This window comes from Streptomyces sp. NBC_00104, from assembly GCF_045160825.1.
Taxonomy (GTDB): domain Bacteria; phylum Actinomycetota; class Actinomycetes; order Streptomycetales; family Streptomycetaceae; genus Streptomyces.
In genome coordinates this window covers 4,786,846-4,801,556 of sequence record NZ_CP108215.1, presented here as the reverse complement: position 1 = coordinate 4,801,556, position 14,711 = coordinate 4,786,846, and the positions used below count along the sequence as shown (strand labels likewise).

Sequence of the window (14,711 nt, the reverse complement as noted above, 5' to 3'; positions counted from 1 at the left end):
GGCACCGTCGTACCGCCCCGGCCGTAAGGTCCATCCGTCAGCGTGATTCCACGTAACTTATAGATACAGGAACTTCCCGCCGGCCAGCGGGAGGTAGGTGATGTCGCCGACGTACTTCGTGTTCACCGCGGCTGTGGTGAAGTCGCGGCCGATGAGGTCGGCTGCCTTCGCGGCGGCCGGGTCCGCGATGGTGGTGCGGTGCCTCCTGCGTAGCCGCAGTCCGGCCAGGTTGGCCTGGCGCATGAGGCGGGCGACCCTCTTGTGATTGACCAACTCGCCTGCCTCACGCAGTTCGGCGGTGATCCTGGGGACGCCGTAGGTGCCGTCCGAGTCACGGTGAACCGTGCGTATCCGGGCGGCGAGTCTGGCATCGGCCGCCTGGCGGGCCTCCCGGTCGGCCGCGGTCTTGCGCCAGTAGTAGAAGCTGGAGCGGGCGATGCCGAGGATGGTGCACAGCCGCTTCACGCCGAAGCGGCGCTGGTGGTCTGCGACGAACTGGAAGCGGTTCACCAGCGCGTCTCCCCGGCGAAATACTTCGCCGCCTTGCGCAGGATGTCGCGCTCTTCCTCCAGCTCGCGGACCTTCTTGCGCAGGGCCGCATTCTCCGCCTCCAGGGGCGTGGGCGGCTCGGCGGGTATCTCTGCCTGGCGTCCCTGGGGCCGGCTTGCCCCGGCCGCCCGTACCCAGTTCCGCAACGTCTCCGGATTGACACCCAGATCAGCGGCAACCGACCTGATCGTCGCTCCGGGCCGCGACTGGTACAGCGCGACCGCGTCCGCCTTGAACTCCGGCGGGTAGTGCTTCATGACCACGAGATGTCCGTTCTCAGATCCTCAAGATCCAGTGTCTCGTGTGTCCAAGATCAGGGGCCAAGGCCCTACGTATCCCGCTGACCAGTTGAAACCCTGCGGCCGCAGAGTGTGGCGTTGATGACAGCGGCGGTACGCGCCGCCGAACAACCCGGAACCGCTGCCCGGATTTGATTGCCCTGGTGAAGTCAGGTGCCGATCAACTCTCCGCTTGTCAGTCTCGCTCCCGCCAAGCCGGATCACCGGCATCCCCCCGCGCAGAGCCAAGTGGAGTGAACCCCGCATGCCGCAAGCACTGATGAAGAGCAGGAAGTCCCGTCTCGGCCGCCTCGGGCGGGCCGCGCTCGTCGCGGTCAGCGCCGCCGCGCTGACCATCGGCCTGACCGGCAGCGCGCACGCCGGCGTGCTGACCCCGCTGTCCGAGCGCGCCACCACGTTCCAGAGACAGTTCCAGCCGGTCTTCGACTACGACTCGGACGGCTGCCTCCCCGTGGCGGCCATCGACAACAACGGCAACCTCAACGGCGGCCTCGACGACAGCGGGCCCGTCACCGGCCAGTGCCGCTCCGGCCACCTCGGCAACGCCAACACTTATTCGCGGGCCAAGTGCAACAACGGCTGGTGCGGGATCGTCTACACCCTGTACTTCGAGAAGGACATGAGCTGCGACAACTGCACCGCCACGTCGCACCGCCATGACTGGGAGTCCGCGGTGATCTGGATCCGGCAGGGCGCGGGCACGCCCGAGTACGCGTCCGTCTCCCACCACGGCAGCTACACGACCTCGCAGTTCAGCGCGCTCCCGAGGGACGGGGTCCGCCTCAAGGTCGTCTACCACAAGGACGGCGTGTCCACCCACGTCTTCCGCTTCGCCCAGTCGGGCGAGGTCGCGGAGGCCTGGGGCAACGGCGGCTGGGACTTCCCGCGCCTGGTCAGCTGGGACAACTTCAACAACGGCAGCAGTGTGGATCTCCGGGGCAAGATGAACTCGGCCACCTGGGGCGACGCCAACTTCCCGCTGAAGGACGGCCGCTTCAGCGAAGAGCTCAGCAGGGCCAAGAGGGACGCCGCCGCCGGCATCCCCTTCGACCCGTGGGCCGCCGGCTGACGGACGCAGGAACGCGCACAGAAGGGGGCCGGCCTCGACGGCACTACCCCGCCATCGGCGGCCGACCCCCTCATCACGTAAATCCGTTGAGCGTTTCGTCGGCGGCGCTTTCGGCGGCAAGTTCGCGATGCGGCCCGGCACGATCCTGGCGGCGCTGGCGGCGCTAGCGGCACGGGCGACCAGCAGGCCCGTGCGGCTGGTGCTTTCGCGGGAGGCGGTCTACCGGACGGTGGGCGGGCGCACCCGTCCATCCCGCGGGTTGCGCTGGGAGCGGACCGCAACGGCAGGCTGACCTCGCTGGTGCACACCAGCGTCACCCGCACCGGCCGGGTCGGCGGTCATCGCGAGCAGGTCACCTCCCCGTCGCACGCATTGATCTTGGATCTCGGTTGGATCACTGCTGGGACTGGTGAGGTGTCTGCTGCCTAACGTCATCACCTGTGGCAGTTGACTATCTTTCAGGAGAGCAGAAGGCCCGGTACACCCGCTTCGCCGGCGAGTCGTCCGTTCAGGATCTGGAGGAGTGAGCCTTTTCCAACCCTGCTCGCCGCGAGCGTGGTGCTCGACTGGTCATGCACCTTCGGTGTCCAGTCGTTCCGCGGACTGGAGCAGGTACTCGGGCAGTTTTGAACTGGCCGCCAACACCTCGATGCCGATGAGGCGGCCCTGCTCGTCGAAGTCGAGGTTGATCACGCCGTCGACGTCCACTGGATCGCAGGGATACATGCGCGCGGACTTCACGCGGGCCTGCGGTTCGGTGCGGTATACGTACGCTGCGTTCACGGTCTTGTCGTAGGTGACTCTGACGTCTGTCACGGTGAGCGGTCTCCCTTGGTGTCGTTGATGGTGGCGCTGTCCTTGTCCATGCCTCCGGCCTCAGCAACCTCCGGCTGCCGTGGCGAGGTGCAAGGCCAGGACGGCCTTGACGATGTCGGTGCTGCGGGTGGTGCTGCAACGGAGTTTGCGCCCGGCTCGGATCCTGGCGGGGGAGGAGTTCACCGCCCGCTTCCCGGCTGGGAGCGTGCTCCAGCGGCCCCGGTAAGGCTCGGATCGTCCCCTGAGCTCCCTGATATCCCTTGTCTGCCCACGTCCGGATGCCGGCTTGGGTGAGCGCTTCGATGATGCCGTGGGTGCGTGCGGCCTTGATGTCGTGGACGGCACCTGGCAGGGCAGGTGAGGCCCAGAGCAGGCGTCCGAACGCGTCGGCATCACCAGCGCCGAACTCGACGTCGACGCCTATCTGTCCCTGCTCACCGTCAACGGCACCCTGGCCATCGTCGGTGTCACCCCGAAGTTCTCCCTCGACCGCTTCAGCATGGTGCGCAACCAGCGGGCCTTCGCCGGCTCCCAGATCGGCGGAATCCGCACCACCCAGCAGATGCTCGACTTCTGTGCCGAGCACGGCACCGGTGCCGAGGTCGAGGTCATCCCGGCGGAGCAGATCACCGAGGCGTACGACCGCGTCCTCGCCTCCGACGTGCGCTACCGCTTCTCCATCGACGCCTCGACTCTGGTGACCGCGCCCTGAGGACGGTCTCCGCCATCGGAGCCGGTCACGCGGACGGGGGCGCCCGAGAGGGCCAGCCCCAGTGCTACGCCGGCTCACGCCCTGTACCCAACGCCTGCAGCGCCCCTGATCGCTCCAGGAAGAAGCGTCGGCTGGTGGCGTTCTGGGCGAGAGCGAAGCCGAGAGCGAAGACCTTCTGGCGATCGAGGCCGTAGGAGATCATCCGGTTGTTCCACAAGCTCTGGTCGAACTGGCTGTGCACCGACTCTGAGTCGCTGCGGTAGGGGTAGAGCTGCTGGTGGGTGAGGGTGGACTCCGGGATCTGCTGAAGATACTCGGCGCGGTGGAAGTCGCGCTCACTGTCGCTCTTGAGTCTGCGGCCGGTGGCCGGATCCGTGCCGGTGCGGTCATGGGGGGTCGTGGTGATCGCGACCTGGACGCGGTACGAGTGGGCGCCGTGACGGCAGGGAATGAGCAACAGGTGGTACCAGCGTGACTTCGTACGTCCCTGTCGGTGTTCCAGACGGCTGACAGGGACAGGGATCAACGTGCTCGTGCCGTCGTCGAGGAGAACACGCTCGGCGATGCGGCCCTGGTCGCACCACAGGTCATGGCGGCAACGGCCGAAGCGCACGAGCTCGTAGGCCCGGGGTTTGACCGAGCCGTGCTGGCGGTTGATGACCAGCAGTCCGCGGCGGGCGAGGGCGTCGCGGTGGACGCCGCGGAACGCTCCGTCGTAGATGACACCCATGCAGCCGGGCAACTGGCTGCTGAGCTGAGCGAAGGAACGTACGGCGACGGCGGCTTCGTCCTCGTAGTCACCGCCCGCGACGTGCCGGACCGCCAGGATGACGCGCTGCCAGTAGCCGTTGTCACGAGCCGAGGCGAAGAACCACTTCGTGCCTCGTGCGAGACGCTTCTCCTTCTCGCCGTTCTCGTAGTAGAGGCGGGCCGCGGGGTCTACACGGTGCCTGCGCATCTCCCCGGTGGTGGTGTCGACGGTGAAGGCGTGTTCCGCCTTGGAGGGCGCTTTGGGGACAGTGGCGTCACCTACGAGGAGTTGACGGCGCTCGGGTCTCACCCAGTTCCGTGCGGCATCGCCTGGGAACAGGCCCTGTTTGAGGGCTTGTTGGACGGCTTGCTGCTCGAAGAGATCCTGGAGCGGCTCGATGCTGGGGGCCAGGAGTTTCTCTTCGGCGTACAGGTACTGGCCACGGCTCGGCGGGGTGAGCGGCAGCAAGGCCGCTGACGTGCGTCCGGCGTTCCGCCGTATGGAGGCGCGGACGGCACGCCACTGTCTGTTGTCGAGTGTGCCGACGGCGGACCGTTTGGAACCTGTGACGGTCATCAGAGCGGCGAGTAGGACGTAGATGACGGCTGGGTACTGGCGGGGGCATCCTCGGCTGCTCGGTGCGGGCAGTAGTTCGGCCATCTCGTAGATCAGAGGTTCATCGAGGCAGTCCGCGATCCGCTGTGGCTGCGTGCGCTGTTCGGAGTCGTTCAGCTGGCGCTTTCGGCTTGGCCGGAGGTGCTGAGAGAGGGGGTCGCCGAAGACGTCGTCAGGCACCGAGCGCCTCCTGCCCGTCCTCAGGGCCGGGAGTGCGCCAGGTGTGGCCGATAACGGCTGCGGCGCGGTCCAGGGAGCGCAGGCCGAGGCGACGGGCGGCGTCCTCGATGTGCCCGGTGCGTTCGAACTCCGCGACGGCGGCCCAGGCGGTGACCGAGGATGGCTTGATGTCCTCTTCGTCGCCCAGACCGATGCGTTTGAGGAGGTCGCCAAGGGCGACGCACGCGCGGGCCTGCAGGTAGGCGTCGGAGCCGTGCCGGTCGGACACGGCCAGGCGGGCGTTCGGTGCGGACTCCCTGCGGAGTTGCCGTGCGCTGACGAACTTGGCGCGGCTGGTCAGGACGTTGAGGCCCCAGTCGTCCAGGGGGCACCAGCGTGCGTCCGCCTTGGTGGAGCCGTGCATCCACACGCGGCGGTGGCTGACGTCGAGGTCTCGTACGCGGATGTGCCCGATCTCCCCGCTGTGACCGCCGGCCAGCGCGAGCGCGGCGGCGGCTCCATGACGGCTGGGGCGGGTGACGAACGAGGCGCGGTGGCGCAGATCAATGACCTCGTCCTCGGCCAGCGGTCGCACACCACCGACCGCGCGAGCGGGCAGGACGATGTCCCGGGCGGGGTCGGCGTCGCTCAGACCGAGTTCGCGCATGGTGCGGTAGGCGGTGCGGACTACCGAGCGGCGTAGCCGCATCGTGGCCGCCGCAGAGTCGGTGACACGGCCGTGGCGGCTACGGCCGCGAGCGGTGACGAAGTCCTCCGTCAGATCGGCGGTGACGTCGCCCAGGACGACGGCGCCGCGCAGCTGCATGTAACGCTCGAACCGTTTGAGCAGCAGACCGAACTTGTCCAAGGTCTGCTCGGTGAACTCGCCGCGGGCAGCCATGGACTGCCAGGCGTCCTGGACACGGTCGAGAGCGAGTGTGAGGGATGGGTCGCTTCCCACGGTGAGAGCCCTTCGCTGGGGTGGCACCAGCACAACCGGCTGCGATCCCCGAGTTGCGGGGTGTGTGAACGAAGGGTGCGAATCGGTTGAAAGCGTGGTGTTCCATACATGCGACACCTTGGGCATGGATGATCTCCGCGGCAACAGGAGGGAGGCGAAAGGGGTGACGGACACAGCGGCCGCGCTGGCAGGACGTAGACACGCTCAAGCGCGATGCCGACATGAGCGCGCCGTGGCGGCACGACCGTTGACCACCTGGCTCAGACGCGTGCAGGCGGGTGAAGAGGCGCCACGGTGGGGAGGCGCCACGGTGGGGAGGCCACGCAGCGCCCGAGGAGAGGGCTCGGTCAGCCTCTGGTCTGCTGTGGAATCCGCGGAGCCAGTGAGGCGAACACGGTCTGGTATGCGCCCATCAATGCGATGAACTGGTCATCGGGCAGTGCGGAGATCTGGGCGGGAGTGGCGCTCATCAAGGGGTCCAGGACTCCCCATGGCTCCGGCTTCTTCGGCGCGGAGGCCGTGGGAGGCTTCTGCGTGGCGGGGAGTGTGAGCCGTCCCTGCTCGTCGCGGTCGACGAGCAGGGCGTACACCAGCCACTCCGTGAGGTAGAGGCCGCGTTCCGCGGGGCCCGGGGCGCCGGCCTTGAGCCGTCGGGCCAGCTCGGCCTCCTCCAAGGGCCCGGAGGACAGGTGTTGTACGGCGGATCGCTGGAACCACTGGCCTTGCCAGCTGTCCCGCAGCAGAAGCCGGGCGCGTGCCGAATCGGTGCTTCGCAACTGTGCGAGGGTCAAACCGAGCTTGGTCAGTGCCAAGGAGCCGGGGTCGGCCCGGAAGATCCCGGCCTGGGCGAGGAAACCTGCCGTCCCGCTGACGGACCTCGGAGAGATACTGAGCCGCTTGCCGACGGTCGTGGCCCTGACGGCAGACCGGCCGGGGCCGCCGAGTTCGGCAATGGCGTCGATGACTTCAAGCTGCCGGCGCGGGGTGAGGCGCTCGGTCGGAAGAATCCGCGATCGCGAGGAATCGGAGAGCGCCATCACGCACCTCCTGTGTGCAGGGGGCACCAGGTCACAGGAAGTGCGGAGGAGCGGCATTTGCTGATGTACGACGTCAGAAATGGCATAACGGGCCCTCAGTTCGTGTCCTACTACAGGGGTTTCTGATCAGGGCCCGACGCGGAACAGGGGCTATGCCCTAGGGTGGTGTTCGATGCGTGGGCCCTCAGCTGACGTGTCACCGGCGCCGCTGGAGGAGAACGGCCAAGTACTCTCTGGCGGCGCCACGCGCACGTTGCTGCTGGGTGTGAGGTTGTGACCTCTAGATGTCTGTGCGGTACCCCTCCGGGATCTCCAGCAGCCGGTAGGCGCCCCGGCGGACGATTTCCACCGTCTCCTTCTTGTGCAGGGTCGCCAGGGCGGCGCGGATCGCACTCGCGGTCGAGTCCGGCCGGACCTCTCGTACGCGCTCGTAGATCAGCGTCAGTGGAGTGATCTCTCCGACGTTGAGCGCGTCCACCACGAGGTGCTTCAGGGAGCGCCCTGAAGCGCTCGGAGAGGCAGTCCTGTCCGTGGCAACCTGCTCCGTTTGTTCGGCGTGGGAAACAGTGTCCGATGCGCCCTGTGCCTGCTGCCCCGCGTATGCCTCGGCGGCCTCGACGGTCGCCAGGACAGCGGCATGGCGTTCAGCCGCGACACGCTGAATGTATTGGGTTTCCTGCAGCACCCGCTCAGCTTCCGTCACGGCCAGATCGGCCGCTTCGCGGCGGGCTCGCTCTACATCTGCCAGCTCCCGGAGGCGAGCGATGAGCGGCTGAGCAGGAGTGCTCGTCGCGTTACCCACCACACCCTCCTCGGCTGTCCCGGAGCGACTTGTGGATCACCCTACCTGCCGTCGTAGCCAAGCGCAGCAAGTAGCTGAATGCTCCGTGAGCAAAACGCATCTGATGGTCCGTCTGCTCCGGTCGGGTAGGTGGGTTCATGGTGATCTGAGATGTCTTGAGTCCCGGGGCTTCGCTCAACATGCCGGATAGTGAGGTGAGTTGATGCATCAGATCAGCGGCGTGTAGTGGCAACTCGCCTGATTCCGAGGGTGGTTCCGTGGCCGGGGAGTGGCGCGTCGGCAATTGCTGGAGGAAGGGGAGACGTAGATACCCAGTCGTCGTATGTGACCCGCAGACGACGGTTTCCGGCATCGTGGGGGACGCTGGATGAGCGTGGCGTCCTGGGTCCGGACCGCACTTCGAGGTGTTGCAGCGCTCGCAGAGCCCGCCAGGGGCAGTGCTGTGCGTGGCACGATCGGGCCATGCCACGCAGCAACAACGACAAGCCCCCTCTGTTCTATGTGGCGGACGGCACCTGGCCTGAGGTGACCCTCGCCTCGGATGCTCCGCTGAGCGCTCACTGCGGCCTGTTGCTGGCCCGGGACCTGCGCTGGACGATGCGGTCACGTGGTCTGTCCCTGCGGGGACTCGCCGAGGTCGCCTACGTCGCCCATTCCACCGTCGCCCGTGTGGTCAACGGTGACGTGCTTCCCGACATCGGCACTCTCACGCGCCTGGAAGACGCCCTCGACCATCAGCTCTGGCCGGGGCCGTCCGCAGTGCGGTCGGCCGCAGCCGCGGATGCAAGGACCGCTGGCGAAGTGGAAATGGTCATGCCTGTACGTGATCCCAGGGCTTGAGCGTGCAGGCGCCCCAGGAGAAGCGACGTAGCCGCGCCTGTCGCACGTGTGCCGCGGTGTCACCGTAGGAGGTGTTGAGATGACGCCGACAACGACGACTGCCACACTTCCCGCGCCGGCCGACTTCAGAGCTGCCGCCGCAGACTGAGCGTGGTTGCCCGTGGTCCATGTGTCGTCGATGAGTAGCACGTTGTCGCCCCACAACGCCGATGACGTGTAGCGCTGGGAGGAAGCCACGCGGCCGAGAGCTGCCGCATCCGGCATCGGGCTGAGCAGGTCGCGGTAGCGGCTTCGGGTGACGGCGACCATGTCGGCGACGATGTCCCGTAGGGGACCACGGCATCGGCGACCTCCGTTCCGAGGATCTTCGTCGCCTGCTGGCAGGGCCAGCACGTGGGGTAGCCGTTGTTCGCCACGCCCCGGCAGACCTGGCAGACGCCGGGGCCGGGCAGCAGTGGGTGGACGAGGAAGTTGGTGTAGCGGGCGGACAGCTCGCCGACGGTTGCCACCCCGGCCGCTGGTTATGCCCAGGTGAGCTCGCCCGTGGCCGGAACGAGGGAGTGGAGTTCGGAGAAGACGTCGTCCGGGCCGTCGATGACGGTGGTGTTGGGCCGGGAAGCGTACTCGCGCGCCCATTCGCGGGTCATGAGGGAACGCATCAGGAAAACGCGTCGACCGTGCTCCAGGGCGAGGCGGGCCTGCATGCGGGCACCGCTGCGGTAGGCGGCCTCGACCACGACGGTGGCCAGGCTGTAGCCGCTCATCACGGCATTGCGCATGGGGAAAGATGCTTTCGAGGGCGGAGCATCTGGCCAGAACTGGGAGATCACGAGTCCCCGCTCGGCGATCTCCTGCTGTAGCCGGGCATTCTGCGCCGGATAGGTGCGCCGGAGGCCGGTGCCGATGACGGCGACCGTGCGGCCGCCGACGGCGAGCGCGGTGCCGTGCGCGGCCGTGTCGATTCCAGCGGCGAGACCGCTGACCACGGTGACGCCCCGCTCGGCCAGGCCGCCCGCGATGGCACGGGCCTGGGCGATGCCCTCCGGGGTGGGATTGCGGGTGCCGACGACCGCGACCCGCAGATCGTTCTCGACCGACATTCCGCGCAGGAACAGGAACGGTGGGCGCTGGTGGACCAGCCGCAGGTAGAGCGGATAGTCCTCGTCCAGAATCGTCACCAGCCGCATGCCTTCGCGCTCCCAGGCGGCGATTTCCGCGGCGACGGCTTCCAGGTCTGCTGCGGGCTCGGTGTCGAACAGGGCGCCCTGACCTGAGGCATCGAGCACGTTGTCCAAGACCTCGCGTGCGCTCCCAACCGTCTCGACCTGGTCAGTCAGCTCGGGCCAGGGGCGATCGCCGCGCCGCAAGAGTGCGACGAGGGCGGCTCGCTCCAGCTCCTGGTCCATGCGGCAAGTATAGGAAGGGCGGCCTTGGGGGGCCGAGGAGCGGAGAAACTCGATTCGCGTAGTGGCGTGATCGCGGAGCGTTGTTCCACTCACGATGACAGGCCGGGATCCTCCGAGCTGTCCGCGGGGCTGCGGAGGTCTGCCAGGATCCGCTTGATGTCCGCGGTCAACGTCGTGGGTGTCGAGACCCTGCCGACTCGAACGGAGATAGCGCCCGGAGTGTCAGGCGGATCAGCTTCCACCAGGTATCCCACTTCAGTCAAAATGCCGAACAGAGCCGCGTGAAGATGGCGTCGGGCGGCTTCCTGCGCGCGATCCGCCGGGCCCATGGGCCAGCCCCGCAGCTGTTCGTCGGCCGCGGCGCGACGGAGGCTGCGAGAGACGAACCATTCCACGCCGACTGACTCTCCGCGATCGGTCACCACGACACCGTGGGCACGGTATCGGTCGTCGTTGTCCGCTTCGGGCAGCCCGGCGGCAGCCAGCAGCGTCCGGATCTCCAACCGCAGCGGACCGCGGCCTGGCGGCTGGAGTCGATGCTGAGCACTTGTCACGAGGCATGCTCCTTGGCTGGGAAAGTAGTCATTCGACGAGAGTGATGATGCCGTCAGGAATCCAGCCCTCGATATATCCACGTAGAAATGGGCCGAGCTCGCGTGGGTACGAATCGAATTCCTCGCCCTCGACATTCGACAGTGGATGCCATACGTAATAGGCGTCCGTGGCGGCGCGGGCGCGGGCGCGGGCGCGGGCGCGAAGACGGATCGATCTCATTTTGCTGCGACGGACGACAAAGATGCGCATCGATTCGTCCGAACTGTCTCGCTCTGGTAGCGGGTTGTAATTTCCGACAACCGGAGTGCGAGCAAGGAACCAGTGGGAGAAGAGTGGGTCCAGGACATGAATGACAGAGAATCGTGACGGCAGGATGCGGATCACGCGAGAAGCGACCGGTCGCCAGGAGGACTCGCCATGAACCCTGTACAGCAGTACACGATCTTCGCGGTCGATCACAGCCAGAGCGGTGTGCCGCGACCTATTTCTGAATGCGGTCCTCATGCCTTGAGCATCAGTCAGAACCGGTACATACGCCTGCGCTGAGCCGGAAAGGAATGAAGCCGAGAAAAATGGGCCATTCATTGAAGCGGGACGTTGGCTACGACGACGTCTGGCTGTTGATGCTGCAACGCTGGCCGACGCAACCGAGGACAGGCCCTGACCTGCAGCGATCAGCTGAGCGTTTCCGAATCCGACGGTGTGCGTTCCGGAGCGATCTCCTGGCCACCCGCTGACCTGCGGCGATGGGGTTTTCTACAAGCCCCACGAAGGCAACGAAGGCAAGGTGCCCGGTCAGTGTAGCGGGTGGTGGGCGAGTGGGTGGGGGGTAGGCATCCGGGGTGGTCGGGTGGGGTTGGTCGGGGCGGTGGTCGCGTGGGGTGACGCGGGGCCGATCGCATCGGGGTGTCGCGGGGGCGATCGCGGGGTGGCCAACAAATCGGTTTTCTCGTGTGGTCGGCGGGCCTAGCATTCCGCCGTTGCTCCGAATGGTGTTCGGTATTTCGAACGAGTGAGTGTGAGGGGATGTGATGCCGTTGTCTGCGGTTATCGAGGCGCGTGGGCTGTCCAAGGTGTTTCAGACGACCGTGCGGCAGCCCGGTTTCGCGGGGGCGCTCAGATCGCTCGTCAGTCCGCGGCGTGTGGACAAGGTGGCGGTGCAGGACGTCGAATTCAGTGTGGGCAAAGGGGAGTTGCTCGCACTGCTCGGTCCCAACGGGGCCGGCAAGTCCACCACGATCAAGATGCTCACCGGCATTCTGACGCCCACCTCGGGCGAGGCGCTCGTCGCCGGGGTCGTCCCGCACCGGGACCGGGAGCGCAACGCCCACAACATCGGGGCCGTGTTCGGGCAGCGGACGCAGTTGTGGTGGGATCTGCCCGCCCGGGAGTCGTTCGAGATCCTCCGGGATATCTACGGGGTTCCGGAGGGACAATTCCGGGCCCGTATCGAGGAGTTCGACGGGCTGCTCGAGCTCTCCGAGTTCTGGGACACCCGGGTCCGGCATCTGTCGCTGGGGCAGCGCGTGCGTTGCGATCTCGCCGCCTCGCTGTTGCACGACCCGCCCGTCGTCTTCCTCGACGAACCCACCATCGGCATGGATGTGGTGGTGAAGGAGCAGGTACGGCGGTTTCTGCGGCACCAGGTCGAGGAGCGCGACCGTACCGTCCTGCTCACCACACACGACATGACCGAGGTGGAACGGCTCGCCGAGCGCGTCGTGCTGATCAACCACGGTCGGATCGTCCTCGACGGCTCGCTCCAGGAGATCCGGCGGCGCTTCGGCGGCACCTGGCAGGTCCGGGCCACACTCGCCGACCCGGCCGACGTCGAGCAGATTGAGCAGGTCGAGCAGGTCGAGCAGGTCGAGCGCGGTGCGAGGGCCGGGGCCCCCGTGCCGTTGCCCGGGTTCGCCGGTGTGGGTGTGCTGCGGCGCGAAGGGCCGCGGGTCGTGTTCGGGCCGGTGGGGGAGGACGCGCCCACCGTCCACGAGGCGCTGAAGGTGATCATCGGGAAGTACCGGGTCGCGGACCTCGCGCTGGAGGAGAACGACCTGGAGGACGTCATGCGCGCCGCCTACCTCAGCGACGTACCGCAGGACGTAGGGAAGGACGGGCAGCTCGGTCCGCAGCACGGTCCGCAGCACGGTCCGCAGCACGGCCCGGAAGACGGTCCGCAAGACGGCGGTCAGGACGACGCCCGGTCCGGCGTAACGGCCCAGGAACCGGCCGCCTCCGCCTCCCCCTCTGCCACCACCTCCACCTCCTCCACCACCACCCCCCAGAGCGGCTGACCCATGCCCACCCCCACCGGAACCCCGGCCAAGCCACCTGAAGCCCCCACCCCCACCCCGATTCCCACTCTCACCCCCGACCCCGTCCCCAGCTCCACCCCCACCCTCGCCGCAACCCTCTCCCGTGCCCGCCGCGTCTCCTGGATCACGCCGCGGGGCGAACTGCTCGCACCACCACGGATGACCGCCACCGCCGTACGGCTCCTCGTCCAGGTCTGCCTGGTCGTCTACCTCTGGCGGGGGCTGTACGCGAACACCGCCTCCAGCGCAGGGCTGAACGAGACCCAGGCCGTCGGCTACGCCGTACTCGCCGTGCTCGCGAACCGCATCCGCGGCCTCGACCGGCGCGCGGGCCGCGACACGGTGATCCAGCATCTGCACTTCGGGACGATCGTCTACTGGTACCTGCGGCCGATGAAGCCCCAGCGCTACTACGCGCTGCGCGCCCTCGGCGACCAGTTGTACGGCTTCGGCTGGGTGCTCGCCGGATACGTGCTGTGTCTCGCCGTCGGGGTCGTCGCCCCGCCCGCCTCCCCCTCGGTGGCCGGGGTCTTCGCGGTGAGCATGCTGCTCGGCCAACTGGTCCTGTACTACGTGATGATGCTGGTCGACCTGCTGTGCTTCTGGACCCTGCGCAACGAGGCGGCCCTGATGATCCTCGTCTTCGCGCAGAACCTGCTCTCCGGTGTGTACGCGCCGCTCTGGTACTTCCCGGACTGGTTCATCACGCTCAGCTCGTTCCTGCCGTTCCAGGCGACTCTCGGTGTGCCGCTCTCCATCTACGTCGGGCGCATCGGCGTCGGCGACGCCTTCGGGCAGATGGCGGTCCAGGCCGTCTGGATCGTGCTGCTCGCACTGCTCACCCGCCGGCTCTGGGACCGGGCCGGCCGACGTGTCGTGGCCCAGGGAGGATGACCATGACCACCCCACACGGGCCCGCGCACGCCTGGCGTGTCGTCTGGCGGATCACCAAGCTCAACTTCAAGGCCCGGCTGGAGTATCGGGGCGAGTTCCTGATGGGTGTCGCCGTAGGGGCGATCTGGCAGGTCTCGATCGTCGTCTTCGCCTCCGTCCTGCTCACCCGGTTCCCCGGCCTCGGGGGCTGGTCCAGCACCGACGTGCTGCTCATCGCCAGCATGCGCATGCTGGCCCACGGGCTGTACGTGCTGTTCCTCGGCCGCGTCCAGTACATGAACATCCTCGTCCAGGAGGGGATCGTCGACCCCTGCCTGATCCGCCCGATGCCGGTCTACCGGCAGATCCAGCTGGCCTTCTTCCCGGTCAACGCCATCGGCGACCTGGTCGTCGCGGTCGGGCTGTTCGTCGCCGCCCTCCAGCGCAGCTCCCTCGACTGGACGGCGGGCCGGGTCACGTACGTGGTGGCGGGTGTGCTCGGCGGAATGCTGGTCGAGGCCGCGCTCTTCACGGCGCTGGCCGCCGCCGCGTTCCACTTCCCGGCCACCTCGTACTGGAGCCAGTGGCTGGAGGAACTGATGGCGACCTTCGGCAGCTATCCGCTCAGCATCCTGCCGAAGGCGGCGTCCGCCGCGTTCACCTTCGTCGTACCGCTCGCCTTCATCGCCTACTTCCCGGCCGGCGTGCTGACCGGCCACGGCGACGCGATGGGCGTACCGGAGGCGCTCGCGGTCGCCTCGCCCTTCATCGGCCTGACCGCCTTCGTCCTGTCGCGGCTGCTGTGGAACTGGAGCCTGAGCAAGTACACGGGCGTCAACGGGTAAGCGAGACAGCGGGAAGGCGGGAAGGCGGGAAGGCGGTTATGTGGGTAAGCGAGTAAGCGAGTAAGCGAGTAGCGGGAAAAGGGAGTTGGAGGTGCGGTCGCGTCGGA

Annotated in this window: 15 protein-coding genes and 2 pseudogenes; 7 read left to right on the top strand and 10 right to left on the bottom strand. The window is 67.5% G+C overall.

Translation table 11 applies throughout. From position 1 onward, the window contains the following. Positions 1–60 precede the first annotated feature (60 nt). Positions 61–812, bottom strand: a pseudogene (locus tag OG272_RS20950) (IS3 family transposase); the annotation flags it as partial. A gap of 280 nt (positions 813–1,092) precedes the next feature. On the opposite strand from OG272_RS20950, the gene OG272_RS20945 reads away from it, so the two are divergent. Both OG272_RS20945 and OG272_RS20940 read left to right on the top strand, forming a co-directional pair. After that, positions 1,093–1,917: an NPP1 family protein gene (locus OG272_RS20945; RefSeq protein ID WP_405894413.1), complete on the top strand. Its 825-nt coding sequence runs from the start codon at positions 1,093–1,095 to the stop codon at positions 1,915–1,917. Positions 1,918–2,044: 127 nt separating this feature from the next. After that, positions 2,045–2,209, top strand: coding sequence for a hypothetical protein (locus OG272_RS20940; RefSeq protein WP_405894411.1), 165 nt, complete (start codon positions 2,045–2,047; stop codon positions 2,207–2,209). A 278-nt stretch (positions 2,210–2,487) separates the two neighbouring features. Here the strand turns inward: OG272_RS20940 and OG272_RS20935 are convergent, their stop codons facing one another. Then, entirely contained in the window at positions 2,488–2,733 is a 246-nt protein-coding gene (locus OG272_RS20935) for a DUF2283 domain-containing protein (protein ID WP_405894409.1), read from the bottom strand. 60 nt (positions 2,734–2,793) lie between these two features. After that, positions 2,794–3,124, bottom strand: a pseudogene (locus OG272_RS20930) (transposase family protein); the annotation flags it as partial. 108 nt (positions 3,125–3,232) lie between these two features. Between OG272_RS20930 and OG272_RS20925 the strand changes: the two are divergent. Further along, positions 3,233–3,445, top strand: coding sequence for a hypothetical protein (locus OG272_RS20925; protein ID WP_405896147.1), 213 nt, complete (start codon positions 3,233–3,235; stop codon positions 3,443–3,445). A gap of 64 nt (positions 3,446–3,509) precedes the next feature. Here the strand turns inward: OG272_RS20925 and OG272_RS20920 are convergent, their stop codons facing one another. The 4 genes from OG272_RS20920 to OG272_RS20905 form a co-directional block, all read right to left on the bottom strand. Then, positions 3,510–4,991: a hypothetical protein gene (locus tag OG272_RS20920; protein WP_405894407.1), complete on the bottom strand. Its 1,482-nt coding sequence runs from the start codon at positions 4,989–4,991 to the stop codon at positions 3,510–3,512. Continuing rightward, a complete protein-coding gene (locus OG272_RS20915; RefSeq protein WP_405894405.1) occupies positions 4,984–5,931 on the bottom strand; it encodes a hypothetical protein in 948 nt (315 codons plus the stop codon). The genes OG272_RS20920 and OG272_RS20915 overlap by 8 nt, the downstream gene beginning before the upstream one ends. Positions 5,932–6,278: 347 nt before the next feature. Then, the gene (locus tag OG272_RS20910; RefSeq protein ID WP_405894404.1) at positions 6,279–6,968 is read right to left on the bottom strand and encodes a hypothetical protein; all 690 of its coding nucleotides are present in this window, start codon (positions 6,966–6,968) and stop codon (positions 6,279–6,281) included. Between the two features lie 280 nt (positions 6,969–7,248). Then, positions 7,249–7,770 carry a hypothetical protein gene (locus OG272_RS20905; RefSeq protein ID WP_405894402.1) on the bottom strand — a complete coding sequence of 174 codons (522 nt, stop codon included), beginning with the start codon at positions 7,768–7,770 and terminating at the stop codon, positions 7,249–7,251. A gap of 462 nt (positions 7,771–8,232) precedes the next feature. Here OG272_RS20905 and OG272_RS20900 point away from each other — a divergent pair, with 462 nt between their 5' ends. Beyond that, positions 8,233–8,610 (top strand): helix-turn-helix domain-containing protein, encoded by a 378-nt coding sequence (locus tag OG272_RS20900; protein ID WP_405894400.1) that lies wholly within the window; start codon positions 8,233–8,235, stop codon positions 8,608–8,610. A 521-nt stretch (positions 8,611–9,131) separates the two neighbouring features. Here the strand turns inward: OG272_RS20900 and OG272_RS20895 are convergent. From OG272_RS20895 to OG272_RS20885, 3 genes are all read right to left on the bottom strand, one after another. Beyond that, positions 9,132–10,016: a DNA-processing protein DprA gene (locus OG272_RS20895; protein WP_405894398.1), complete on the bottom strand. Its 885-nt coding sequence runs from the start codon at positions 10,014–10,016 to the stop codon at positions 9,132–9,134. Positions 10,017–10,105: 89 nt separating this feature from the next. After that, positions 10,106–10,570, bottom strand: coding sequence for a hypothetical protein (locus OG272_RS20890; RefSeq protein WP_405894396.1), 465 nt, complete (start codon positions 10,568–10,570; stop codon positions 10,106–10,108). Positions 10,571–10,598: 28 nt separating this feature from the next. Next, positions 10,599–10,955, bottom strand: coding sequence for a hypothetical protein (locus OG272_RS20885; RefSeq protein WP_405894394.1), 357 nt, complete (start codon positions 10,953–10,955; stop codon positions 10,599–10,601). Between the two features lie 647 nt (positions 10,956–11,602). On the opposite strand from OG272_RS20885, the gene OG272_RS20880 reads away from it, so the two are divergent. The 3 genes from OG272_RS20880 (at position 11,603) to OG272_RS20870 (ending at position 14,604) form a co-directional block, all read left to right on the top strand. Next, positions 11,603–12,865: an ATP-binding cassette domain-containing protein gene (locus OG272_RS20880; RefSeq protein ID WP_405894392.1), complete on the top strand. Its 1,263-nt coding sequence runs from the start codon at positions 11,603–11,605 to the stop codon at positions 12,863–12,865. A 180-nt stretch (positions 12,866–13,045) separates the two neighbouring features. Beyond that, positions 13,046–13,780: an ABC-2 family transporter protein gene (locus OG272_RS20875; RefSeq protein ID WP_326585782.1), complete on the top strand. Its 735-nt coding sequence runs from the start codon at positions 13,046–13,048 to the stop codon at positions 13,778–13,780. A gap of 2 nt (positions 13,781–13,782) precedes the next feature. Beyond that, positions 13,783–14,604 (top strand): ABC-2 family transporter protein, encoded by an 822-nt coding sequence (locus tag OG272_RS20870; RefSeq protein WP_327729251.1) that lies wholly within the window; start codon positions 13,783–13,785, stop codon positions 14,602–14,604. Positions 14,605–14,711 lie beyond the last annotated feature (107 nt).